We start from the raw sequence: 23434 nt of genomic DNA, 5'->3' as shown, positions 1-23434 counted from the left end.
ACGTCCCGGGGCCTCGGGGCGTGATCCTTTTAATCACATGGGGTGCCGTCGGCGGTCCGTGAGACCCTTGAGGTATCACTGACCGCCGACGGAAAGCCTTGTAGTGACCGCCACGGACCGCTCTCTCGAACTCATCAACACCGCCGCCCAGGCGGCCGCCGACAAGCTCGCGCATGACGTCATCGCCTACGACGTCAGCGACGTACTGTCGATCACGGACGCTTTCCTGCTCGCCTCCGCGCCCAGCGACCGCCAGGTCAAGGCCATCGTCGACGAGATCGAGGAGCGGCTCAACAAGGAACTCGGCGCCAAGCCGGTGCGCCGCGAGGGCGACCGCGAGGCCCGTTGGGTACTGCTCGACTACGTCGACATCGTGGTGCATGTCCAGCACAGCGAGGAGCGCGTCTTCTACGCTCTGGAGCGGCTGTGGAAGGACTGCCCCGAGCTGGAGCTGCCCGCCGACGCCAAGGCCACCCGCGGCAAGGCTGCGGAGCACGCCAGGCTGCAGGCCGCCGAGGACGCCGCCGAGCTGGGCGGGGAGCTGCGGTGACGGCCACGGGCGCCGATACCGGGAAGAAGGGCCGGGGCCGGCGCCTCATCCTGTGGCGCCACGGCCAGACGTCGTGGAACGTGGAGCGCCGCTTCCAGGGCTCCACGGACGTCGAGCTGACCGAGACGGGCGTCGGCCAGGCCCGCCGCGCCGCCCGTCTGCTCGCCTCCCTGAAGCCGGACGCCATCCTCGCCTCCGACCTCAAGCGCGCCGCGGCCACGGCCGCCGAGCTGGCCGCTCTCACGAACCTTGAGGTCACCCACGACGAGGGCCTGCGCGAGACGTACGCGGGCGTCTGGCAGGGCCTGACGCACGAGGAGATCATCGCCCGGCACGGCCAGGAGTACGCCGCCTGGAAGCGCGGTGAGCCCGTCCGCCGCGGCGGCGGCGAACTGGAGACCGAGGTCGCCGACCGCGCCGCCCCCGTGGTGCTGCGGCACGCCGAGAAGCTCCCCGAGGACGGCACTCTCGTGGTGGTCAGCCACGGCGGCACGATCCGCACCACCATCGGCCGTCTGCTCGGCCTGGAGGCCCGCCACTGGGAGAGCCTCGGCGGCCTCTCCAACTGCTGCTGGTCCGTTCTCGGCGAAGGCGTCCGCGGCTGGCGCCTCCTGGAGCACAACGCGGGCACCCTGCCGGAACCGGTCCTCGGCGACGACGACTGACACCTCCTCACCACGGGCCGGGAGCCGGATTTCACTTTCCGGCAGGTCGCAGGCTAAAGTTCTTCTTGTTCGCCCCGCCGAGCGGGGCGAAACACCATGCGGCTCCGCCGCGTGGCCGCAAGGGGCTATAGCTCAGTTGGTAGAGCGCCTGCATGGCATGCAGGAGGTCAGGAGTTCAATTCTCCTTAGCTCCACAGACAGACACTCTTGAGTTGTCAAAGATCGCTGGAGAAGATCCCGTCCCCGCTGGGGGCGGGATTTTTCATGTGGCCCCAGCACGCTGCTCGGTGCTGTGTCTCACCTCACCTCGGCCGATGCCGTCTCCGACGGCGGCCACAGCCTTTCCCTCCGCTCCCTCAGCAGCTCCACCTTCTCCCGTGTGTCCGCGTCATCCGGCGTGTACACCACCATCCGGCACTCCGGCATCCCGTCGACCGACAGCGATACCGAGGTCATCCGCAACTCGCCCACCGTGTCGTGGCGGAACGTCTTCACCCGAGGCCCGGGCAGGATCACCTCGCCGCTCGCCCACAGCTCGGCGAAGTGCTCACTGGCCGCCGACAGCCTGCGTATGAAGTCCTCCCAGGCCGGCTCGCCCACGTGTCTGCCGTACGCGGAGCGCAGGGTGGCCACCATCACCGGCAGCTCTCTGTCCCTGTGCACCACCGGACAGGCCTCCTCGGACACCCCGAACAGCGACCACAGCGCGTTGGGCACGCCGATGTCCCGGATCGCCGGGACCCGGAACAGGTGGCTGTAGGCGGGGTTGGTGGCGAGGATGTCGTAGCGCGAGTTGTAGACGACCGCCGGATGCGGGTCGAGGGTGTCGATGACGGTCTGGATCTCCGGGCCGACCTGTTGCGCCAGCCCCTCCGGGCCCTGGTCGTAGGGCACCTCCGCCAAGTGGTACAGATGCTCGCGCTCCGGCTGGTCCAGGCGCAGGGTGCGTGCCACCGCGTCCAGGACCTGCGGCGAGGCGTTGATGGGGCGGCCCTGCTCCAGCCAGGTGTACCAGGTCACGCCCACGCCGGAGAGCTGCGCCACCTCCTCCCTGCGCAGACCCGGTGTCCGGCGCCGCAGCCCCGGCGGCATGCCCACGTCGGCGGGTGTCACCCGGGCCCGCCTGCCGCGCAGGAAAGCGGCCAGCTCCGGCCTGCGGCGCTGTGTCGTCGTCATCGTCCATCCCCCGTAGTCCATCGTCGGGACCGGAGCCGGCCGCTGCCAGGTGCTGTCAGTACCAGCATCGGCGGGCTCTCGTTACCCGTATCCGGCCGTCGCCAGGCTCGAAGGCATGACGACGACAACCCCCGCGGGCCCCGGATCCACGCCCGGAACCCGTCCTGCATCCAGTAAAACTCCCGCCACTGACAATCGCCCCGGCCGGCTGCTCGCGACCGTCCTCAGCGCGCAGTTCATGGCCCTGCTCGACGTCTTCATCGTGAACGTCGCCGTACCCACGATCGGTTCCGAGCTCCACGCGACCGGCGCCGAGCTGCAGTTGGTGGTCGCCGGGTACTCCATCACGTACGCCGTGCTGCTGATCACCGGTGCGCGCCTCGGTGACCTGTTCGGCCACCGCCGGGTCCACCTGGTCGGGCTCGCGGTGTTCACGGCCGCCTCGCTGGCCTGCGGACTGGCCCAGGGAACAGGGGAGTTGATCGTCTTCCGGCTCGTGCAGGGCGCCGGGTCGGCCTTGATGATCCCGCAGGTGCTCAGCCTGATCCAGCGTCACTTCACCGGTGAGGCGCGGGCGAAGGCGCTCGGCGCGTACGCCGCGGTCCTCGCCACCGGTGCCGCCGCTGGGCAGGTGCTGGGCGGAATCCTGGTCAGCGCCGACCTCCTCGGCACCGGCTGGCGGCCGGTGTTCCTCGTGAACGTGCCCGTCGGACTCGTACTCCTGGCCGTCGGGAGCCGCGTCCTGCCGCGGGACGACGTGTCCGCCCCGGAGCGCTCGCGCGGTCTCGACCTGCCCGGTCTCGTACTGCTCGGCGCCGCCGTCTCGCTGCTGACCGTGCCGCTCGTGCTCGGCCAGGAGGAGGACTGGCCGCTGTGGTCCTGGCTGTGCCTGGTCGCCGCCGCGGTGATCTTCGCCCTGTTCTGCGGGTACGAGTCCCGGCTCGCCCGGCGGGGCGGGGCGCCGCTGATCGCGCCACGGGTGCTGCGCCACCCCGGCATCGGCCTCGCGGTCTTCCGGCTGCTGGCGGTGATGTCGGTCAACGCGGGCTTCCTGTTCCTCCTCACCCTGCACGTCCAGGGCGGCCTCGGCTACACCGCACTGCGTGCCGGGCTCACCTTCGCGCCGACCGCCGTCGTCTTCGGGCTGGTCGGCCTGACCTGGCGGACCTGGCCGGCCGCCTGGCAACCCGCCCTGATCCCGGGCGGGTTTCTTCTGGCCGCGCTCTCCGTGGCCGGCGTGGGCCTGGCGCTGCACGGCGGGGGCGACGGCGGACCGTGGCTGTACGCGGCCTTCGCGGGCGTCGGCGCGGGCCTGGCGCTCAGCTTCAGCCCCACGCTCACCAGGGCCCTCGCCACCGTGCGGCCCGAGGACGCGGCGGACGCCAGCGGACTGCTCGCGACGGTCACCCAGCTCGGTCAGCTGATCGGCGTCGCGGTCTTCGGCACACTCTTCTTGAACCGGCTTGAGTCACTTGGCGCCCCTGGGGCGTATACCTCTTCGGATGCGCTCCTCGCGTGCATGTACGCGCTGGCCGCGACGGCCACGCTGGGCGCTGTGTCCGGACTGGTACGAAGGCGTCGCTGACCGTATTGGTCCGGCCGTGGCAGAATCAAACGGCCGGAAGGGGGCGCGGCCCGACGGGAGGGAGTAGCGATGCCAGCGAGCATCCGCGGGGAGGTCCACGATCTCCTTGCAGTGGCGGTGACACGCCAAAGTGACACCCTCCTCGACTGCCCTTCCTGCGGCTCGTCCCACGTCGCCCAAGTCCTCGGCGACAACGGTGGGATTTCCTACGTGTGCACGGCCTGCGGCCACAGCTGGAGCTGATCGATGGGTGCACACAGGCGGAAGTGCGACTGGTGCGGCAGCGGCACACCGATCGTCCGCGACATGGAGCCGGTCAACCCCGACTACCAGTACTGGTGCGAGGAATGCGCACGGGCGCTGATCATAAAAGGCGACCCGATCGAGACCTACCGCGAACTGGAGGGGGAGCCGATCTACGGCCGCCTCCTCGACGAGCACTGCACGCTCAAACGCTTCTACTCGTTCGCCACGGCTTGACCTCGGGAGACGCGGGCACGGGCAGGACAGCCGAAGTCAGCACCCGTATCCCCGGGGGACGGAAACGATTTGGTGTTTCACCCGGTGGACCGTGTAATGTTGGCGTCGCCGCCGGGGAAACCGGGCGACACGGTGAACATGCGGTTCCGCCGCATGGCCACAAGGGGCTATAGCTCAGTTGGTAGAGCGCCTGCATGGCATGCAGGAGGTCAGGAGTTCAATTCTCCTTAGCTCCACAGGAATTCGAAGGCGGTCCATCCGATGGGATGGACCGCCTTCGGCGTATGCGCCGGTCTCGTGTTCCCGCAAGCCTCCGGCGTACGTGTCCGCGCACAAACCGAACGGCGGGCCACCCTGCTCGGGTGGCCCGCCGTCCGTATTCTCAGCGGCCGAGTGCGCGGCGTCCCCGGCCCTGCGACAGCACGGGCAGGTTGTTGCGGGACGGCGCGCCGGAGCGGGTGTCCTCCTCGATCCGCAGCGCGAGCGCCGGGCAGCGGCGTACGGCCCGCAGCGCCTTGGCCTCCGCGTACAGCGGCACCTTCGCCTGGGCGACGGTCGGGAAGCCGTCGGCGCCCAGTTCGAAGACCTCCGGGAGGATGTCCGCGCACAGGCCGTGGCCGCGGCACAGCGTCCAGTCGACGAAGATCTTCTGCCGGCTGGCACCCGCCTCGGGCTCGGCCTGGCCGCCACCGGGGATGCCCGTGGGGGCCCGGCCGCCCTCGAAGAGCGGCAGCACGCCCTCCACGGGCCTGCCGCAGCCGTTGCCGAGGACGTGCGCCGCCAGGTCGTCGGTGAAGGCCTTGATGGTCGATTCCAGGAACATCGCCGAGCCGTCGGGGTGCGAGCACGCGCCGCGCCTCTTCACGGCCTTGGCGACCTGCTTGAGGGCTTCCAGGGCGGCGGGACCGCCTCCGTTGAGGATGTCCTCCATGCCACGGGCCGCGGCGGGCAGACCGAGGTAGCAGGGACCGCACTGTCCCGCGCTTTCTTCGGCCAGCCACTTGGCCACCTGAAGGGACTCGCCCAGCGGGCAGGTCTCCTGGCTGATCGGCAGGATGGCGCCGGCGCCGAGCGCGCCGCCGACGGCGTCCAGGGAGTTGCGCGAGACGATCGCCTCGTTCACCGTCGCCGCGTCGATCCACTTGCCGTGGTAGCCGCCGGTCAGCACGCCCTGGGGCATCGGCGGGGCGCCGGCCAGCTGGAGCACGTAGCGCAGGGGCACACCCGTGGGGACCTCGATCACCATGGGGCGGTTGACCGCGCCGGAGACGGTGAGCATGACGGTGCCGGGCTCGTCGTACAGCCCCGTGTTGCAGTAGCGCTCGGCGCCGATGCGGGCGGCGATCGCCAGCTGGGCGAACGTCTCGGCGTTCGACAGCAGCGTGGGCGCGCCGCCGACGCCGCTCTGCGAGGCACTGGTCTTGCGGCCCGGGGGGATGGCCGGACCACCGTCGATCGAACGGATCAGCGACGCGGCGGCGCCGGTGACCATGCGCACCGGATTGCGCTGCACGCGCGCGCGTATGGGCGCGCCACGCCGGTCGCTCAGGCCGCGCTCGGCCAGCGCCTGCTCCATCGAGCGCTCGGTGGAGGCCCGGGTCACACCGACCACGAGCGTCCGCGCGCCGAGGGCCTCGGCGACCAGCAGGGCGCCGTCCAGGATGAGGTGCGGAGCACGGTTGATCAGCACCGTGTCCTTGCGGCAGGCCGGCTCGTCCTCGCTTCCGTTGACGACGACCACCGGCCGGATGCCGCGGCGGATCGCCGACTCTGCGACCGACCGCAGCTTCTTGTGGAAGGGGAAGCCGGCGCCGCCGCGCCCCTTCAGGGAGATCTGTTCGGCGAGCTGTGCGAGCTGTTCGCCGCCCATCGGTTCGAGTGGGCCGTGCACCTTGAGGTGCATGGGCAGGTCGAGTCTCTCGACAAGGTCAAAGCCCGACGTGAGCTGCGGAAGACCGACCACGCGGACTTCTGGGACGTCGGGCAGGGCCTCGTTCACTTAAAGCCTCCGGAAGGCGCGTTCCAGGGTTCGCCGGCCCCCGGCGAGTCGTAGGCGCCGGGCAGCGTTTCAGTCGCGGGACCGCTGTTGTACGTGTTGTTCGAGTTGTACGTGTTGTAGGCGGTGTTCGTCTCACCTGTGTCGTACATGTCACTCGCGCCATACCCGTTGTATCCCGCATTGCCGTAGGCCGGGATGTTGTTGTACCCGGTGTCCTGGAGCGGGTCGTAGGCGGAGGGGGGCGCCTCGCCGACGGGCGGCGGCGACGGGATCGGCCAGTTGCCCGAGGTGCTGCCGGGGCCGTCGACGCGCTGCATCGCCTCTGTGGCCTGCATGTCGAACGGCATGTCCATGCGCTGGGTCGAGTCGGGTGTCATCGGGCCCTGCGCGCGCGGGGTGGGCGACGTGGCGCGGTAGGCGGCCGCGAAGCCGTTGCCGGGCTCCGGGGTCATGGTGCGGGCCGGAGGGGCGTCGTAGAGGGGCGCGGAGGGCTGCGAGGGGATCAGTCCCTCCTGGGAGGCGCCACGGCCCCCGGAGCGCGCTCCGAAGCCCGCCATGGCGGCCTCGGCGTTGCGGGCTCGGCTCGCGTCCAGGTCCTCGCGGCCCAGCCCCCCCTCGGTTCCCAGGATCGCGATGATCCGGTCGGCGACCTTGCGCTTGAACGGGCGGGGAGCCGCGCGCAGGGCGAGGGCCGCGGCCACTGCGACCAGGCATAGCTCGTACGACACCATGAAGAACGTCTTCGCCGGGCGCCCCGCGAACAGGCCGTGGATCAGCGCCGCGCACCAGGCCGGGTAGGCCAGCATGTGCATCGCGCGCCAGCGGGCCGCGACGGGGGCGGGGGAGGCGAACTGGTTGCGCAGCGCGCCGGTGATGCCCACGAAGATCATGAGCAGGCCGGCCAGGGAGCCGAGGCCGATGAGTCCGGCGCTGCCCTGGACACCGAGGCTGAAGGGGATCAGCGCCGCGATGAGGACGGTGTGTTCCAGGGTCAGCTTGATGGTGATGTGCACCAGGAGGAAGGCGATCGAGCCGACCGCGGTCACCCGGTGGATGCCCTGGGCCACGATCCGCTGTCGCGTGTTGAGGATGAGCCGGTCCTGGGCGACGAGGCCCCAGATCACGGAGCAGCTGAGGGAGACGAGCGACAGGACGCCGGCACCGAAGTTGAGGAAGTCCTGGAGCCAGTTGCCTCCGTACACGACCACCACGGGTATGAGGAGCAGTACCACAGCCGTCGCCACCCCGTAGGCCGAGCGACCCGGCTTGGGGAGCGAGCTGTAACTACGTTGAGGGTTCATGGGGGGTCAACTCCGAACAGTTTCGGGAAGGCGGTCCCGCTGCCGCACTCTAGGTGGCTCCAAACCGAGCGGTACGAGGTTTGAGTTATTGCGTTGTTATCAAAGGGCAACGGGGCAGTTGCGATGTCCAGTTAGTGGCCGTTACGGGAAGTAACAGTTGAACCTTGTTCAGCTTTTCGTGTCCTTCACAACTCGACCGTCGGAGTGTGAGTACGGTTGTGCTCGGCGTTGAGTTCAGTCGCTCCGCTCTCCGGTATGCCGCCGTAAGCCCGTCGCGGTGCGCTCGGGCGCTGGGGTACCCTGACGCCATGCGTGCCGTACGCCTTCTGCTTAGCGGGCCGCGCTGATCAGTCCCGACCACCGGGCGAATCGGATGGTCGGAATCGGCGCGGCGTCCCCTCCTGTGCGAGGGGCTTTTTCGTTTCTTGAATGTCACAGCCGCTGGCAGAGACGATCGATGGAGCTTTGAGGATCATGAGCGAGACGAACCCCGCGGTCACCTCCGAGGTGGCCGCGCCGCACCGCTACACGGCCGCCGTGGCGGCCGAGATCGAGGCACGCTGGCAGGACTTCTGGGACGCCGAGGGCACCTATGAGGCGCCGAACCCGAGCGGAGACCTGGCCGGCGACGCCGAGCTGGTCGCCCGGCCCAAGAAGTTCATCATGGACATGTTCCCGTACCCCTCGGGTGCGGGCCTGCACGTCGGTCACCCCCTGGGCTACATCGCCACCGATGTATTCGCCCGTTTCCAGCGCATGACCGGCCACAACGTCCTGCACACCCTGGGCTTCGACGCCTTCGGCCTGCCCGCCGAGCAGTACGCCGTGCAGACCGGCACGCACCCGCGCGTGTCCACCGAGGCCAACATCGAGAACATGAAGTCCCAGCTGCGCCGGCTGGGCCTGGGCCACGACAAGCGCCGGTCGTTCGCCACGATCGACCCGGACTACTACAAGTGGACCCAGTGGATCTTCCTGCGGATCTTCAACTCCTGGTACGACGACGAGGCGCGCAAGGCCCGCCCGATCTCCGAGCTGATCGCTCAGTTCGAGTCCGGTGAGCGCGCGATTTCGGGCACCACGCGCGCGTGGAACGAGCTGAGCGCCACCGAGCGCGCCGACGTCCTGAGCGAGTACCGCCTGGCGTACGCCTCCGACGCGCCCGTCAACTGGTGCCCCGGCCTGGGCACCGTCCTGGCGAACGAGGAGGTCACCGCCGACGGTCGCTCCGAGCGCGGCAACTACCCGGTCTTCAAGGCCAAGCTGCGCCAGTGGAACATGCGGATCACCGCCTACGCCGACCGGCTGCTGGAGGACCTGGAGGAGCTGGACTGGCCCGAGGCCATCAAGCTGCAGCAGCGCAACTGGATCGGCCGCTCCGAGGGCGCCCGCGTCGACTTCCCGATCGACGGCGAGCACATCACGGTCTTCACCACGCGTCCGGACACCCTGTTCGGCGCGACCTACATGGTGCTGGCGCCCGAGCACCCGCTGGTCGACAAGTTCACCCCGGACGCCTGGCCCGAGGGCACCCACGAGGTGTGGACCGGCGGGCACGCGACCCCGGCCGAGGCCGTCGCCGCGTACCGCGCGCAGGCCGGCGCCAAGTCCGACGTGGAGCGGCAGGCCGAGGCCAAGGACAAGACCGGCGTCTTCACGGGCGCGTACGCGACCAACCCGGTCAACGGCGACCGGATCCCCGTCTTCATCGCCGACTACGTCCTGATGGGCTACGGCACCGGCGCGATCATGGCCGTCCCGGCGGGCGACCAGCGCGACTTCGAGTTCGCGCGCGCCTTCGAGCTGCCGATCCACTGCATCGTCGAGCCGACCGACGGCCGCGGCACCGACACCTCGACGTGGGAGGACGCCTTCGGGTCGTACGACGCGAAGATCATCAACTCCTCCAACGACGACATCAGGCTGGACGGTCTGAGCGTCGCCGACGCCAAGGCGCGCATCACCGAATGGCTGGAGCGCAAGGGCATCGGTGAGGGCACCGTCAACTTCCGCCTGCGCGACTGGCTGTTCAGCCGCCAGCGCTACTGGGGCGAGCCCTTCCCGATCGTCTACGACGAGGACGGCGTCGCCCACGCCCTGCCCGAGTCGATGCTGCCCCTGGAGCTGCCGGAGGTCGAGGACTACTCGCCGCGCACCTTCGACCCGGACGACGCCGACACCCAGCCCGAGACCCCGCTGTCCCGCAACGAGGAGTGGGTCAACGTCACCCTGGACCTGGGCGACGGGCCGAAGAAGTACCGCCGCGAGACCAACACCATGCCCAACTGGGCCGGTTCGTGCTGGTACGAGCTGCGCTACCTGGACCCGCACAACGACCAGAAGCTGGTCGACCCGGAGATCGAGCGCTACTGGATGGGCCCGCGCGAGGGCATGCCGCACGGCGGCGTCGACCTGTATGTGGGCGGCGCCGAGCACGCCGTGCTGCACCTGCTGTACGCCCGCTTCTGGTCCAAGGTCCTGTACGACCTGGGGCACGTCTCGTCGCCGGAGCCGTTCCACAAGCTGTTCAACCAGGGCATGATCCAGGCCTACGTCTACCGTGACAGCCGCGGCATCGCGGTGCCGGCCGCCGAGGTGGAGGAGCGCGACGGCGCGTACTACTACCAGGGCGAGAAGGTCAGCCGCCTGCTGGGCAAGATGGGCAAGTCCCTGAAGAACGCGGTCACTCCGGACGAGATCGCCGCCGAGTACGGGGCCGACACGCTGCGCCTGTACGAGATGGCGATGGGGCCGCTGGACGTGTCGCGGCCGTGGGACACGCGCGCGGTGGTGGGCCAGTTCCGGCTGCTGCAGAGGCTGTGGCGCAACGTCGTCGACGAGATGACCGGGGAGGTCACCGTCGTCGACGCCGAGCCCGACGAGGACACGCTGCGCGCCCTGCACAAGGCCATCGACGGCGTGCGTCAGGACCTGGAGGGCCTGCGCTTCAACACGGCCATCGCCAAGATCACGGAGCTGAACAACCACCTGACGAAGGCGGGAGCCGCGGTGCCGCGCTCCGTCGCCGAGTCCCTGGTGCTGATGGTCGCGCCGCTGGCCCCGCACATCGCCGAGGAGCTGTGGCGCCGGCTGGGCCACACCGAGTCGGTCGTCCACCAGGACTTCCCGGTCGCCGACCCGGCATACGTCGTGGACGAGGCCGTGACCTGCGTGGTCCAGATCAAGGGCAAGGTCAAGGCGCGCCTGGAGGTTCCCCCCTCGATCTCGGAGGAGGAGCTGGAGAAGGTGGCGCTGGCGGACGAGAAGGTGGTCGCGGCGCTGGGCGGCGCCGGGATCCGCAAGGTGATCGTGCGCGCGCCGAAGCTGGTGAACATCGTCACGGCGTAGCGGCTGCCGCCCGCCGGCCTTGCCGGCGGGCGTCGCCTTCCGTCGTGTTCGGCGGTCGGGACCCGGCTTCGGCCGGCCGGTGCCGCCGATGTCGGGGTAGTCCCCTACGGGCAGGTTCGGGGTCCTTCTGGAACCCCGGACCTGCCCGTTGCGTTTAACGTGGAAGAGCGCAGCAGCCGCCTGCGCGGGCTTGAGGAGGAGCGTCATGGAAGTCTTCTTGACCGTCGTCGCGCTCCTGTTCGTGCTGTGCGTCGTGCTCGGGGTCTATGCGACCGTGAAGGCGATCGGCGCGGCCAAGCGCGGCGTGGACCGTACGATCGCGCAGGCCCGCCGCACGGTCGAGGACACCACGCTGCGCGCCAAGACCTTCGCCCAGCCCGGCCCGGCGGGTGAGCTCGCCCAGCTCCGTCTCAAGCTGCGCACCTCGATGCGCGCCACACAGGACGCGCTGTACGCGGGCATCGCCGAGGACGAGTCGCTGAAGGAATCACTGGGCCTGTTCAAGCGGCTGAGCGCGCACGGACAGGAGCTGGACGCCGAACTCAAACGCCTGGAGGCCGAGCCGGACCGGAATGCGCTGGCCTCCCGGCTGCCCGAACTGCGCGAGCGCACGGAGCGGATCATGCAGTCGGCGGACTCGCTGCGCTGGGCGGCACACGACAGGGCCCGCCGGTTCGCGGACGACGACCTGGACACGCTGAGTGCCCAGATCGACGTGGAGGCGGGCGCACTGCGCCACTGGACCAAGGAGCAGCCGACACCGTCCGCCCCGTCCTGGCCTCAGGCACCGGCACCCGAGGGCGCGGTCGCAGGCGGCCAGACACGGCCCGAGACGCCCGAGTCCCGCGCGTCTCAGGAGCCGACCAGGCCCGCCATCACCCCGCCGGGACAGCGGCCCGCGTACCCCTGGCAGCGCAAGCCCCGGCCCGAGAGCACCACCTGATTCCGCCGAGGTGCGCCCCGGTGGGTGGGGCCGGACTGCCACCCGCGCGTTCCGGCAGGTAACCTCCAGCTCATGTCCCGCCATGTCGCGATCGTCACCGATTCAACGGCCTACCTGCCGCCGCGGACGATGGAGCGCCACGGCATCACCGTGGTGCCGCTGACCGTGGTCCTGGGCGACCAGGCGCTCGAAGAGGGCACCGAGATCTCGGCCCGCTCCCTCGCCCAGGCACTGCAGAAGCGACGGCCCGTCACCACGTCCCGGCCCAGCCCCGAACTCTTCGCCGAGACCTACCGCAAGGTCGCGGAGGCGGGCGCGACCGACATCGTCTCGCTGCACCTGTCCTCCGAGTTCTCGGGTACGTACGACGCCGCGGTGCTCGCCGGACGGGAGGCCCCGGTCCCGGTGCGCGTCGTCGACACCGGGATGGTCGCGATGGCCCTCGGCTTCTGCGCGTTGGCCGCTGCGGAGGCCGCGGGAGCGGACGGCACGGCGGACGAGGCGGTCACCGCGGCGGAGAAGCGGGCCGCGGGCACCTCCGCGTACTTCTACGTCGACACCCTCGACTATCTGCGGCGAGGCGGCCGGATCGGCGCCGCGCAGGCGCTGCTCGGCTCGGCGCTGGCCGTGAAGCCGCTGCTGCAATTGGACGACGGCCGTATCGAGCTGCTGGAGAAGGTGCGTACGGCGTCCAAGGCGATCGCCCGCCTGGAGGAGATCGTGGCCGAGCGCGCGGGCAGCGGGCAGGTCGACATCGCTGTCCACCATCTCGCCGCCCCCGAACGGGCGTCCGCCCTCGCGGACCGCCTGCGCGCACGGGTTCCGGGGCTGGCCGATCTGCATGTGAGCGAGGTCGGGGCGGTGATCGGGGCGCACACGGGCCCCGGGCTGCTGGGAGCCGTGGTCTCACCGCGATGACGGCGTGATGCCGATGCTTGCCTGTGCGGCCGGGAGTTGTGGCCGGGATTCGTGTGGGTGACGGAGTTTTCCACAACTGGGTAGTAATCCCCGGGAATTGACCAAGATCATCGCGAGGTCGGCGGTTTGCCCGATCCTCGGCGCATGGCACTTCGATCACGTTCACGCACAGCGACTCTTACGAGCGGTCCGGGCCGCGGTCCGGGCTCCGACGGCCGCACACGCCACCGCCTGCGGCACTCGCGGGGCCGCGTCCCGCGACACCACCGGGCGCCGGCCGCCGATGCACTGCGCCTGCGCGCGCAGGCACTCTTCGCGGAAGGAGCGAAGGAGCGGCGCGAGTTGGGGAACGGGTCGCCGGGGGCGGACCGGGATGTTGGGGGACCGGCGGCGGACCAGGGTGTCGGGGGACCGGTGGCGGATCGAGATGTCAGGGAAACGCGGGCGGACCGAGATGTCAGGGAAGCGCGGGCGGACCGGGAAGCGGGGGAAGCGCGGACGAAGCGGGACATCGGGGGACCACGGGCGGACCGGGATGCGGCAGAGCCATGGCCGGAACGGCATGGAGCAGAGCCATGGCCGGACCGGCGTGGAGCAGAGCCGTGGGCGGGACGGAATGTGGGGGCACTTCGGGCGCACTGGGATATGGGGGAGCCGCGGGCGAGTACGACGGCGGGCAGCGGGTTCGGTCTGCTGCGCGGGCAGGCCCGATTCGAGCCGGTTCCGCTGACCCCGCTCGAAGCGGCGGATCCCGCGCCCGGGAGCGGCGGGGTCCTCGCCCCCTCTCCCGGGGCGACGGGCGGTGGCTGGCGGGAGCGGGTTGCGCCGGCCGTGCGCGAGCGGATGCCGCTGTGGCTGCAGTCGAGGTGCGGGCTGGAGCGGAAGAGCGTGACCGCGCTGAGCGTGCTGCTCGTCGTGGCCGCGGTCGTCGCCGCACAGCACTTCTGGGCCGGCCGGACGCAGCAGGTGCGGGCACCCGAGGTCGTGCGCGCGGCGGCGCCGTACGGGGCCATGGGCGCGCGGGGAGCCCAACGGTCGGCGGAGCCGGGGGCTTCGGCCGGATCGCGGCCGGCGGACGGGCCGGGGTCGGGGGACGGGCCGGGGTCGGGGGACGGGCCGGGGGCGGGGACAGGCGTCGCGGTCGTCGTGGACGTCGGGGGCAAGGTCCGCAGGCCCGGGCTGTTGAAGCTGCCGACCGGGTCCCGGGTAGCGGACGCCCTGCGGGCCGCGGGCGGAGTGCGCCCGGGCACCAACACCGACGGCCTGAACCGCGCCCGCCTCCTGGTGGATGGCGAACAGATCGTGGTCGGCGGCCCAGCGCTCGTGACGGGCACCGTCCCGGCCGGCTCGGCCCCCGGCGGATCCGCGGTCGGTTCGGCCCCCGCCACCCCGGTCTCGCTCAGCACGGCGACCGTGGACCAGCTCGACGCGCTGCCGGGCGTGGGTCCCGTCCTGGCCCAGCACATCGTGGACTACCGCTCCCAGCACGGCGGATTCCGCTCGGTCGACGAGCTCCGCGAGGTCAACGGCATCGGCGAACGCCGCTTCGCCGACCTACGGAAACTCGTACGGCCATGACGGCGCCCAGGGAACGCCGCACAGGCGGGCCGGAGGCGCCGTTGCGAGGCGCACGGGCCGACGCCCCGCGCCCTGCGGGTGCCGGCCGCGCGGCTTCGCGGGACACCCTCGATTCGCCGGCCCAGCGCGTCACCACCCCCAGCCGGCTGGGAGATCCGCACCCCCGGCAGGAGGGGCCGACGGACCTGCGGCTGGTGCCGCCCGCGCTCGCTGCCTGGGCGACGGCCGTGTGGGCTCTGGGTGCCCCGGCCGGGTGGGTCGCCGGTGTGGTGGTCGTCTGCCTGGTGGCGGCCGGTGGGCTGTTGGCGGCTAGGCGGGCCGGGGTGCGCGGTGATGGAGAGGGCGGGCGCCGGCCATGGGGCCCGTGGTCGAAGGTGTCCGTCGCCGCCGTGCTGCTCTGTGTCGCGGCGGCCGGGGTTTCCGCCGGGCTTCACGGCGCGGATCTGCGGCGGGGGCCCGTTCCGGCCCTCGCACGTCAGCACGCCGAGGTGGTCGCGGAGGTCGAGGTCACCTCCGACCCACGGTTCACCCGGCCCAGGATCAAGGGCGATCACGCGACGCCGACGGCCTTGCTGCTCGACGGGGAGGTCCGGCGTCTGGCGAAGGCGGACGGGAGTGCGGTGACGACACGGGCGCCGGTACTGGTGATCGTGGACGTGCGCTCCCGGGCGACGAAGAGCGGCTCGACGAGCGTCGTGGAGGGGTCCGGGCAATCGTCCTGGTCGACCTTGCTGCCCTCCACCAGGGTGCGGGTGGCCGCGCGGTTGGCGCCCCCGCTGACCGGGGGTGATCGCGTCGCCGCGGTGGTGCGTGTACGCGGTGGGGGACCGCCGGAGGTGGTGGGTGATCCGTCCGGACCGCAGCGGTGGGCGGGGCGGTTGCGCGCCGGGCTGCGGGAGGCGACCGCCGGGCTCGATCCGGATGCGCGGGCGCTGCTTCCGGGCCTGGTCGTCGGGGACACCTCGCGGGTCACACCCGAGCTGGACGACGCTTTCAAGGAGACGGACCTCGCTCATCTCCTCGCCGTCAGCGGGGGCAACTTCACGATCCTGCTGGCCCTCTTCCTCGGCCCGGCCGGTCTGGCGCAGCGCGTCGAACGTAGAGGCCTCGCGCCCCGGCTCGGGATCCCGCTGCGCGGAACCGCGCTGCTCGGCGGCGCGCTCACGCTCGGGTTCGTGGTCGTGTGCCGACCGGATCCGAGTGTCCTGCGGGCCGCGGCCTGCGGAGCGATCGCTCTGCTCGCCCTCGCGACCGGGCGCCGCAGATCCCTGATTCCCGCACTGGCCACGGCCGTCCTGCTGCTGGTGCTCTACGACCCCTGGCTCGCCCGGGGGTACGGCTTCCTGCTCTCCGTCCTGGCGACCGGTGCCCTGCTCACCGTGGCCCCGCGCTGGAGTGCGGCACTGCGGCGGCGCCGTGTGCCGCCACGGCTGGCCGAGGCACTGGCCGCCGCGGCCGCCGCGCAGGCGCTGTGCGCACCGGTCGTCGCGGTGCTGTCGGCGCGGGTGAGCCTGGTCGCGGTGCCGTGCAACCTGCTCGCGGAGTTCGCGGTGGCGCCGGCGACGGTGCTGGGGTTCGCCACGCTGGCGGTCGCGCCGGTGGCGCTGTCGGTGGCAAAGGGGCTGGCCTGGTGCGCGAGTTGGCCGGCCGGGTGGATCGCCGGCATCGCGCGCATCGGGGCGTCGCTGCCGGGCGGGGCAGTGGACTGGCCGGGCAGCTGGACGGGGGCGCTGCTGCTCGCGGCCGTGACGGCGGTCGTCGTGCTCGTCGGCCGGAGGCTCCTGGGACACCCCTGGCCGGCCGCCGTCTGTGCCGTGGTGCTGCTGCTCGTGGTGGTACGGCCGCCGCCCCTGACCAGAGTGATCACCGGGTGGCCGCCGCCCGGCTGGCGGTTCGCCATGTGCGACGTGGGCCAGGGGGACGCGACCGCGCTCGCGGCGGGCGACGGCACCGCTGTGGTCGTGGACGCCGGTCCCGACCCGGCGCTGGCCGATCGGTGTCTGAGCGCGCTCGGCGTCACCCGCATCCCGCTGCTCGTGCTGACCCACTTCCACGCCGACCATGTGGCGGGGCTGCCCGGAGTGCTGCGCGGACGGTCGGTGGGGGCGATCGAGACCACCGGGTTCGAAGAGCCACCGGAGCAGGCCGCCTTTGTGCGCGCTGTGGCAGCCGCCCGGCACATTCCGGTGACGCGCGCCGTGGCCGGGGAGCGCCGTCGCACCGGGGCGCTCGACTGGCGGGTGCTGTGGCCTCCCCCAAGCTTTCGGCTTCGCTCCGGCGGCGAGGTACCCCCATTGGACCCGGCCCCGTTTCCGGACGGTCCGAACGACGCGAGCGTTGCCCTGCTCGCGCGGTCGGCGGGGCTCACCCTGCTGCTGCTCGGCGATCTCGAACCACCGGCCCAGCAGGCGTTGTTGAGGTCACCGGAGGGCGCCGGGCTGGGCCCGGTGGACGTCCTCAAGGTCGCCCATCACGGGTCGGCGTACCAGGATCCGGGGCTCATACGGAGGGTGGCACCGCGGCTCGCGCTGATCTCAGTCGGCAGGGACAACCCGTACGGTCATCCGGCGCCGAGCACGGTTTCGGTGTTGCGGGACGAGGGCGCGCTCGTGCTGCGTACGGACGAGGACGGGGCGATCGCTGTCGTCGGTGCGGGCAAGGAGCTGAGTGTGGCGAGAGACTGAGGTCATGAATTCCGCACAGGTCGAGGCCTATCTCCGCAGGATCGGGGCCGAGCACCCTGCTTGGCCCACCATCGATGTGCTGCGCGAGCTGCATCTGCGTCATCTGCGGACGGTCCCGTTCGAGAATCTGTCGATCCACCTCGGCGAGGAGATCGTGCTGGAGGAGAAGCGGCTGCTCGACAAGATCGTCGGGGCGCACAGGGGTGGCTTCTGCTACGAACTCAATGGGGCGTTCGGGGCGTTGCTGAAGGCGCTCGGCTTCGACGTCACACTGCTCGCCGCGCGGGTGTACGGGGCGGAGGGGCGGCTCGGGGTGCCGTACGACCACCTCGCGCTGCGGGTGCGGACGGTGGACGGGGGCGACTGGCTGGTTGACGTCGGCTTCGGGGCGCACAGTCACTATCCGCTGGCGTTCGGGGCGCGGGGTGAGCAGGTGGACCCGGCTGGTGTGTTCCGGGTGGTCGAGGCCGGGGCGGATGCGGCGGGGGTGCGCGGAGGCGGGGATTCGGCGCACTTCGACGACCTCGAGGTGCTGCGGGACGGCACGCCGCGGTACCGGCTGGAGGTGCGGCCGCGGGTGCTCGGCGACTTTGTGATCGGGGCCTGGTGGAACAGCACGTCACCGGCCTCGCACTTCGTGCGGTCGCTGGTGTGCTCGCGGGTCACGGAGGACGGAGGGCGGATCACGCTCAGCGGCAGCCGTCTCACGGTGACGGGCCCGGACGGCAGGAAGGAGGTGTCGGATCTGGCGAGCGACGAGGAGGTGCTGGGGATGTACCGGGAGCGGTTCGGGATCGAGCTGGACCGGGTGCCGACGGTGCGAACGACCGGTCCGTAAGACCCCTTGGGGTTGCTTGTGCGTCTCCTGTGCCGATTCCTGCGACAAGGTCCCGTGTTGCCTTGAAAGCCCCGCCAGTGATCGAATGGATCTTGGAAACTGGTGTATTGCGGCATGCAAAGGTGCAAGATGATAGGCCGTTGGTGGGAGAACCGCACGAATCGGGTGCAGAGCGCCGGCCCCCTCGCGGAGATACAGACGCCGCCCCGTGCCGGAGTGCTCAGCTGCCGTGTGCTCGATCCGGTCAACGAGCCGGTGGCGCACGCCGCGTTTGCGGTCAGCGACGCCATGGGGCGCAAGGTGGTGAGCGGTGGCACGGACCCGTTCGGGTCGTTCGTGGCGACCGTGCCGGTGGGGGAGTACCGGCTGACGGTGTCGGCCGACGGATATACGCCGTACCTGACGAGCACCGTCGTCGAGGAGAACTCCCTGGCCTCACTGGGCGATGTGATGCTTGAGGTCGCGCAGCTGCCGGAGCTGCCGCGGGCCGGCGACTGGGAGATCGAGCCGACGCATTCCTCGATCGGGTTCACCGCGCGGCACATCGGGCTGGCCCGGATCCACGGGCGGTTCAACAGCTTCGCGGGGGCCGTCCGGATCGGCATCCCGATGGAACGGTCCGCGATGCACGTGGTGATCGACGCGGCCTCCATCGACACCAACGTCGCGCTGCGTGACGACCATCTGAGGTCGGCGGACTTCCTGGACGTGGAGCGCTTCCCGACGCTGGAGTTCTACAGCGAACGGTTCGTGCACAAGGGCGGTACGCGCTGGGCGGTGACCGGAGGGCTGACCCTGCACGGGGTGACGCGGACGATCACGCTCGACACCGAGTATCTGGGCCTGGGCAATGGCATGGAGGGCGAGGTGCGGGCGGCCTGCCGGGCCACCACCGAGTTGCACCGCGAGGACTTCACGGTGAGCTGGCAGACGATGCTCGCGCGGGGGATCGCGGTGGTCGGGCCGAGCATCGAGATCGAGCTGGACGTGCAGATCGTGCAGAAGGAGTGAGGGGGGCGCTCGACGCGGCGGACTCCGGCCGATGACCTGCACGTTCCGAGACGGACCCGGACGCCGGCCGTGTCGCGCGTAGCGGAAAATGGCCCCGTGAGCGATGTGAGACATGTGCTGGTGCTGCCCGACCGCGATGCCGCGCAAGAGGCGGCGGAGGCGCTCGGGGAGCGGTTCGGCCTGGACGAGGAGCCGCGGATCGTTCGGGACGCGCTGGCCGGTGAGGACGACGCCGAGGACGCGCAGTGGCTGGTGCTGCTGCGGGACGAGCGGGAGCGGCTCGACGCGGGGGAGCTGGATGAGTTCGCGGGGGAGTGGGACGGCTGGCGGGAGGAGCCGTAACCCTCCGGGGGTGCGGGTGAAGAGGGGCGCGTTGGTTGGGCGCGGCCGGGGATGCGGGCGGCCGGGGGTGGGTTGCGCACCCCGGCGCTACGGGGTGCCTCCCCCAAGCTCTTCGAGCAGGGGGACCCCCAGCGCCCACCCGTGCCGGCCTGGGGGTCCCCCCCAGGCCCTTAAGGCACTGGGGGAGGCACGACTGCCCGCGGCTATGTCGGTTGCCCGTGGCTGCGTCGGCCGCGAGGACCCGTTGTCAGTGGCGCGTGGGATGCTTTGCGTGATGGCCAAGAAGACCGCGAATGACGACCCTCTCGCCCCCGTCACCCTTGCCGTGGGCCAGGAGGACCTCCTGCTCGACCGTGCCGTGCAGGAGGTGGTGGCTGCCGCCCGGGCCGCCGACGCCGACACGGACGTACGAGATCTGACTCCGGACCAGTTGCAGCCCGGCACGCTCGCCGAGCTGACGAGTCCGTCGCTCTTCGCCGAGCGCAAGGTCGTGGTCGTACGCAACGCGCAGGATCTGTCGGCCGACACGATCAAGGAACTGAAGGGGTACTTCGGCTCACCCGCCGAGGAGATCACCCTCGTGCTGCTCCACGCGGGCGGCGCCAAGGGCAAGGGGCTGCTCGACGCCGCGCGCAAGGCGGGAGCGCGGGAGGTGGCGTGCCCCAAGATGACGAAGCCGGCGGACCGGCTGGCGTTCGTGCGCGGGGAGTTCCGGGCGCAGGGGCGGTCGGCGACACCCGAGGCGTGCCAGGCGCTGGTCGACGCGATCGGGAGCGACCTGCGGGAGCTGGCGTCCGCTGTCGCGCAGCTCGTCGCGGACATCGAGGGCACGATCGACGAGGCGGTGGTCGGGCGGTACTACACGGGGCGGGCCGAGGCGTCGAGCTTCACGGTCGCGGACCGGGCGGTCGAGGGGCGGGCGGCCGAGGCGCTGGAGGCGCTCAGGTGGTCGCTGGCGACCGGGGTCGCGCCGGTGATGATCACGAGTGCGCTCGCGCAGGGCGTGCGGGCGATCGGAAAGCTGTCGTCGGCACGCGGCGGACGTCCCGCGGACCTGGCCCGGGAGCTGGGCATGCCGCCGTGGAAGATCGACCGGGTGCGCCAGCAGATGCGGGGCTGGACGCCGGAGGGGGTGGCGGTCGCGCTGCGTGCGGTCGCCGAGGCCGACGCAGGGGTGAAGGGCGGCGGGGACGACCCGGAGTACGCCCTGGAGAAGGCGGTCGTCATCATCGCTCGGGCGGCGCGGTCCCGGGGCCGCGGATAGCCGGCGATCCACTCGCTTCGAGGGTGCCGGAGAGATCGCCATGCCAGGCGCAACGACTTCTGGACGTGACGTGCGCCTTCTGGCCGTGAGGTAACGCCTTCCGGACGTGAGGTGCGCCTTCCGGACGGGAGGTCGGGACGTCCGCCGCCGCACGTGCGCACGCACGCCGAAGGCCCCGCGGCCCGTCCTGGGGAAGGAAGGGGTGCGGGGCCTTCGGTTCAAGCTCGTGGGCTCGTACCCGCGTGGCGAACGCAGGCCGCGTACGAGCCCGGGGTGCCGGGTGGGAGCGGATGAGAGAGGGCCCGCTCGGTTCCCTCCGGCGTCAAATCAAGTGTCAGCCCTTGAGGGCCACGACCTTGGAAGCAAGCGCCGACTTCTTGTTGGCGGCCTGGTTCTTGTGGATGACGCCCTTCGAGACGGCCTTGTCGAGCGCACGCGCGGCGGCGCGCTGGAGCTCGGTGGCCTTCTCGACGTCACCCGCGGCAGCGGCCTCGCGAGCCTTGCGGATCGCGGTCTTGAGCGAGGACTTGACGGCCTTGTTGCGAAGGCGCGCCTTCTCGTTCGTCTTGTTCCGCTTGATCTGGGACTTGATGTTCGCCACGAATGAGCCTTTTCAGGTTCAGGCACGCGAGACTGACGGTCTCCCGAGCCGATGATTTCTTGAAGACGTGCCTCGCGCTGAGAGGGCAGGAGACACAGCCACCCAGGCTACCAGCCGCCTTCCTGGCCGCCCAAACCGGTCGCAGCCTCCCGCGCGTGGGACCATGGAGGCTACGTAACGATCCGACCCGAGACCGCAGACACTGCGGACGCCTCAAGAATCAGGACCCTGCGTGCCCGCGATCCCTAGCCATGTGCCCGAGCCGAGCCGTACCGACCCGGCTCTGATCCGCAATTTCTGCATCATCGCGCACATCGACCACGGCAAGTCCACGCTCGCCGACCGGATGCTCCAGCTGACCGGCGTCGTCGAGCAGCGGCAGATGCGCGCTCAGTACCTCGACCGCATGGACATCGAGCGCGAGCGCGGCATCACGATCAAGTCCCAGGCGGTGCGTCTGCCGTGGGCCCCGACCCACGATCCGGGCAACACGCACATCCTCAACATGATCGACACCCCGGGGCACGTCGACTTCACGTACGAGGTCTCGCGGTCGCTCGCCGCCTGCGAGGGGACCGTCCTCCTCGTCGACGCCGCCCAGGGCATCGAGGCCCAGACTCTCGCCAACCTCTACCTGGCGATGGAGAACGACCTCACGATCATCCCCGTGCTGAACAAGATCGACCTGCCGGCCGCGCAGCCCGAGAAGTTCGCCGAGGAGCTCGCCAACCTCGTCGGCTGCGACCCCGACGACGTGCTGCGGGTGTCCGCGAAGACCGGTGTCGGCGTCGACACGCTGCTCGACAAGGTCGTCGCGCAGATTCCGGCGCCGGTCGGCGTCGCGGACGCGCCCGCCCGCGCGATGATCTTCGACTCCGTGTACGACTCCTACCGGGGCGTGGTCACCTACGTCCGTGTCATCGACGGGCAGCTCAACAAGCGTGAGCGCATCAGGATGATGTCCACCAACGCGACCCACGAGCTGCTGGAGATCGGCGTCAACTCGCCCGAGATGCTCCCGGCCGACGGTCTCGGCGTCGGCGAGGTGGGCTACCTGATCACCGGCGTGAAGGACGTCCGCCAGTCCAAGGTCGGTGACACGATCACCAGCCAGGCCAAGGGGGCCACGGAGGCGCTCGGCGGGTACAAGGACCCGAAGCCGATGGTCTTCTCGGGCCTGTATCCGCTCGACGGCTCCGACTACCCCGACCTGCGCGAGGCCCTGGACAAGCTCCAGCTCAACGACGCCGCGCTCGTCTACGAGCCGGAGACCTCCGCCGCCCTCGGCTTCGGCTTCCGCGTCGGCTTCCTCGGCCTGCTCCACCTCGACGTGATCCGCGAGCGGCTGGAGCGCGAGTTCGGGCTCGACCTGATCGCCACCGCGCCCAACGTGGTCTACCGCGTGATCATGGAGGACGGCGAAGAGATCACGGTCACCAACCCGAGCGAGTTCCCCGAGGGGAAGATCGCCGAGGTGTACGAGCCGGTCGTACGGGCCACGATCCTCGCGCCCACCGAGTTCATCGGCGCGATCATGGAGCTGTGCCAGACCCGCCGCGGCACCCTCCTCGGCATGGACTACCTCTCCGAGGACCGTGTCGAGATCCGCTACACCCTCCCGCTCGCCGAGATCGTCTTCGACTTCTTCGACCAGCTGAAGTCGAAGACCCGCGGCTACGCGTCCCTCGACTACGAGCCCACCGGCGAGCAGAGCAGCTCCCTGGTCAAGGTGGACATCCTGCTGCACGGCGACAAGGTCGACGCCTTCTCGGCGATCACCCACAAGGACCAGGCGTACGCCTACGGTGTCCGGCTCGTCGCCAAGCTGAAGGAACTCATCCCGCGGCAGAACTTCGAGGTGCCGGTGCAGGCCGCCATCGGCTCCCGGGTGATCGCCCGCGAGACCATCCGCGCCATCCGCAAGGACGTCCTCGCCAAGTGCTACGGCGGTGACATCTCCCGTAAGCGCAAGCTGCTGGAGAAGCAGAAGGAAGGCAAGAAGCGGATGAAGATGGTGGGTTCCGTGGAGGTTCCCCAGGAGGCCTTCATCGCCGTCCTGTCCAGCGACGACAGCGCCGGGTCGGCCAAGGGCAAGAAGTAACCACGGGTTACGCCGGCAAACCGGTCGGAACGGGGGCCCGTCGTGCGAAA

Annotated in this window: 18 protein-coding genes and 2 tRNA genes; 16 read left to right on the top strand and 4 right to left on the bottom strand. The window is 70.8% G+C overall.

What is annotated here, in order from left to right:
* Positions 1-103 precede the first annotated feature (103 nt).
* The 3 genes from rsfS to Q2K21_RS29240 all read left to right on the top strand — a co-directional run bounded on the left by rsfS (position 104) and on the right by Q2K21_RS29240 (position 1409).
* A complete protein-coding gene (gene rsfS / locus Q2K21_RS29250; protein ID WP_310776783.1) occupies positions 104-550 on the top strand; it encodes a ribosome silencing factor in 447 nt (148 codons plus the stop codon).
* Positions 547-1215: a histidine phosphatase family protein gene (locus Q2K21_RS29245; protein WP_310776780.1), complete on the top strand. Its 669-nt coding sequence runs from the start codon at positions 547-549 to the stop codon at positions 1213-1215. The genes rsfS and Q2K21_RS29245 overlap by 4 nt, the downstream gene beginning before the upstream one ends.
* A gap of 121 nt (positions 1216-1336) precedes the next feature.
* A tRNA-Ala gene (locus Q2K21_RS29240) sits at positions 1337-1409 on the top strand.
* 103 nt (positions 1410-1512) lie between these two features.
* On the opposite strand, the gene Q2K21_RS29235 is transcribed toward Q2K21_RS29240, so the two are convergent.
* Entirely contained in the window at positions 1513-2391 is an 879-nt protein-coding gene (locus tag Q2K21_RS29235; protein WP_310776778.1) for a helix-turn-helix transcriptional regulator, read from the bottom strand.
* A gap of 115 nt (positions 2392-2506) precedes the next feature.
* Between Q2K21_RS29235 and Q2K21_RS29230 the strand changes: the two genes are divergently transcribed.
* The 3 genes from Q2K21_RS29230 (at position 2507) to Q2K21_RS29220 (ending at position 4692) form a co-directional block, all read left to right on the top strand.
* Entirely contained in the window at positions 2507-3976 is a 1470-nt protein-coding gene (locus tag Q2K21_RS29230; RefSeq protein WP_310776775.1) for an MFS transporter, read from the top strand.
* 246 nt (positions 3977-4222) lie between these two features.
* Entirely contained in the window at positions 4223-4456 is a 234-nt protein-coding gene (locus Q2K21_RS29225) for a hypothetical protein (protein ID WP_016643127.1), read from the top strand.
* 163 nt (positions 4457-4619) lie between these two features.
* Positions 4620-4692: transfer RNA gene (locus Q2K21_RS29220), tRNA-Ala, on the top strand.
* Between the two features lie 146 nt (positions 4693-4838).
* Here the strand turns inward: Q2K21_RS29220 and Q2K21_RS29215 are convergent.
* A complete protein-coding gene (locus Q2K21_RS29215) occupies positions 4839-6455 on the bottom strand; it encodes an NADH-ubiquinone oxidoreductase-F iron-sulfur binding region domain-containing protein (protein ID WP_310776768.1) in 1617 nt (538 codons plus the stop codon).
* Entirely contained in the window at positions 6452-7756 is a 1305-nt protein-coding gene (locus tag Q2K21_RS29210; protein WP_310776764.1) for a cytochrome b/b6 domain-containing protein, read from the bottom strand. Before Q2K21_RS29210 ends, Q2K21_RS29215 begins: the two co-directional genes overlap by 4 nt.
* 474 nt (positions 7757-8230) lie before the next feature.
* Here Q2K21_RS29210 and leuS point away from each other — a divergent pair, with 474 nt between their 5' ends.
* From leuS to holA, 9 genes are all read left to right on the top strand, one after another.
* Complete coding sequence (gene leuS, locus Q2K21_RS29205; RefSeq protein ID WP_310776761.1) at positions 8231-11104, top strand: leucine--tRNA ligase; 2874 nt, start codon at positions 8231-8233, stop codon at positions 11102-11104.
* Between the two features lie 205 nt (positions 11105-11309).
* Positions 11310-12047 (top strand): hypothetical protein, encoded by a 738-nt coding sequence (locus tag Q2K21_RS29200; protein ID WP_310776758.1) that lies wholly within the window; start codon positions 11310-11312, stop codon positions 12045-12047.
* 72 nt (positions 12048-12119) lie between these two features.
* Entirely contained in the window at positions 12120-12965 is an 846-nt protein-coding gene (locus Q2K21_RS29195) for a DegV family protein (RefSeq protein ID WP_310776756.1), read from the top strand.
* A 645-nt stretch (positions 12966-13610) separates the two neighbouring features.
* Entirely contained in the window at positions 13611-14543 is a 933-nt protein-coding gene (locus Q2K21_RS29190) for a ComEA family DNA-binding protein (protein WP_310776753.1), read from the top strand.
* Entirely contained in the window at positions 14540-17227 is a 2688-nt protein-coding gene (locus Q2K21_RS29185; RefSeq protein WP_310776751.1) for a ComEC/Rec2 family competence protein, read from the top strand. Before Q2K21_RS29190 ends, Q2K21_RS29185 begins: the two co-directional genes overlap by 4 nt.
* A gap of 4 nt (positions 17228-17231) precedes the next feature.
* Positions 17232-18065 carry an arylamine N-acetyltransferase family protein gene (locus Q2K21_RS29180; protein ID WP_310776749.1) on the top strand — a complete coding sequence of 278 codons (834 nt, stop codon included), beginning with the start codon at positions 17232-17234 and terminating at the stop codon, positions 18063-18065.
* A gap of 129 nt (positions 18066-18194) precedes the next feature.
* Positions 18195-19076 carry a YceI family protein gene (locus tag Q2K21_RS29175; protein ID WP_310776745.1) on the top strand — a complete coding sequence of 294 codons (882 nt, stop codon included), beginning with the start codon at positions 18195-18197 and terminating at the stop codon, positions 19074-19076.
* A gap of 96 nt (positions 19077-19172) precedes the next feature.
* Positions 19173-19418 carry a hypothetical protein gene (locus Q2K21_RS29170; RefSeq protein ID WP_310776742.1) on the top strand — a complete coding sequence of 82 codons (246 nt, stop codon included), beginning with the start codon at positions 19173-19175 and terminating at the stop codon, positions 19416-19418.
* A 274-nt stretch (positions 19419-19692) separates the two neighbouring features.
* Complete coding sequence (gene holA, locus Q2K21_RS29165) at positions 19693-20682, top strand: DNA polymerase III subunit delta (RefSeq protein ID WP_310776739.1); 990 nt, start codon at positions 19693-19695, stop codon at positions 20680-20682.
* A gap of 334 nt (positions 20683-21016) precedes the next feature.
* On the opposite strand, the gene rpsT is transcribed toward holA, so the two are convergent.
* Entirely contained in the window at positions 21017-21283 is a 267-nt protein-coding gene (rpsT, locus tag Q2K21_RS29160) for a 30S ribosomal protein S20 (protein WP_310776735.1), read from the bottom strand.
* Positions 21284-21515: 232 nt separating this feature from the next.
* Here rpsT and lepA point away from each other — a divergent pair, with 232 nt between their 5' ends.
* Positions 21516-23384 (top strand): translation elongation factor 4, encoded by a 1869-nt coding sequence (gene lepA / locus Q2K21_RS29155; RefSeq protein ID WP_310776732.1) that lies wholly within the window; start codon positions 21516-21518, stop codon positions 23382-23384.
* Positions 23385-23434 lie beyond the last annotated feature (50 nt).

It is taken from the genome of Streptomyces sp. CGMCC 4.7035 (assembly GCF_031583065.1).
Lineage (GTDB): Bacteria > Actinomycetota > Actinomycetes > Streptomycetales > Streptomycetaceae > Streptomyces > Streptomyces yaanensis.
This window is presented reverse-complemented; position numbering and strand designations above follow the sequence as displayed.

Excerpts from the sequence above, each read along its gene's own strand:
- Q2K21_RS29235 (WP_310776778.1), bottom strand. The coding sequence starts at position 2,391 with ATGACGACGACACAGCGCCGCAGGCCGGAGCTGGCCGCTTTCCTGCGC.
- Q2K21_RS29230 (WP_310776775.1), top strand. The coding sequence starts at position 2,507 with ATGACGACGACAACCCCCGCGGGCCCCGGATCCACGCCCGGAACCCGT.
- Q2K21_RS29225 (WP_016643127.1), top strand. The coding sequence starts at position 4,223 with ATGGGTGCACACAGGCGGAAGTGCGACTGGTGCGGCAGCGGCACACCG.
- Q2K21_RS29210 (WP_310776764.1), bottom strand. The coding sequence starts at position 7,756 with ATGAACCCTCAACGTAGTTACAGCTCGCTCCCCAAGCCGGGTCGCTCG.
- leuS (WP_310776761.1), top strand. The coding sequence starts at position 8,231 with ATGAGCGAGACGAACCCCGCGGTCACCTCCGAGGTGGCCGCGCCGCAC.
- Q2K21_RS29200 (WP_310776758.1), top strand. The coding sequence starts at position 11,310 with ATGGAAGTCTTCTTGACCGTCGTCGCGCTCCTGTTCGTGCTGTGCGTC.
- Q2K21_RS29195 (WP_310776756.1), top strand. The coding sequence starts at position 12,120 with ATGTCCCGCCATGTCGCGATCGTCACCGATTCAACGGCCTACCTGCCG.
- Q2K21_RS29190 (WP_310776753.1), top strand. The coding sequence starts at position 13,611 with ATGGGGGAGCCGCGGGCGAGTACGACGGCGGGCAGCGGGTTCGGTCTG.
- Q2K21_RS29185 (WP_310776751.1), top strand. The coding sequence starts at position 14,540 with ATGACGGCGCCCAGGGAACGCCGCACAGGCGGGCCGGAGGCGCCGTTG.
- Q2K21_RS29180 (WP_310776749.1), top strand. The coding sequence starts at position 17,232 with ATGAATTCCGCACAGGTCGAGGCCTATCTCCGCAGGATCGGGGCCGAG.
- Q2K21_RS29175 (WP_310776745.1), top strand. The coding sequence starts at position 18,195 with ATGATAGGCCGTTGGTGGGAGAACCGCACGAATCGGGTGCAGAGCGCC.
- holA (WP_310776739.1), top strand. The coding sequence starts at position 19,693 with ATGGCCAAGAAGACCGCGAATGACGACCCTCTCGCCCCCGTCACCCTT.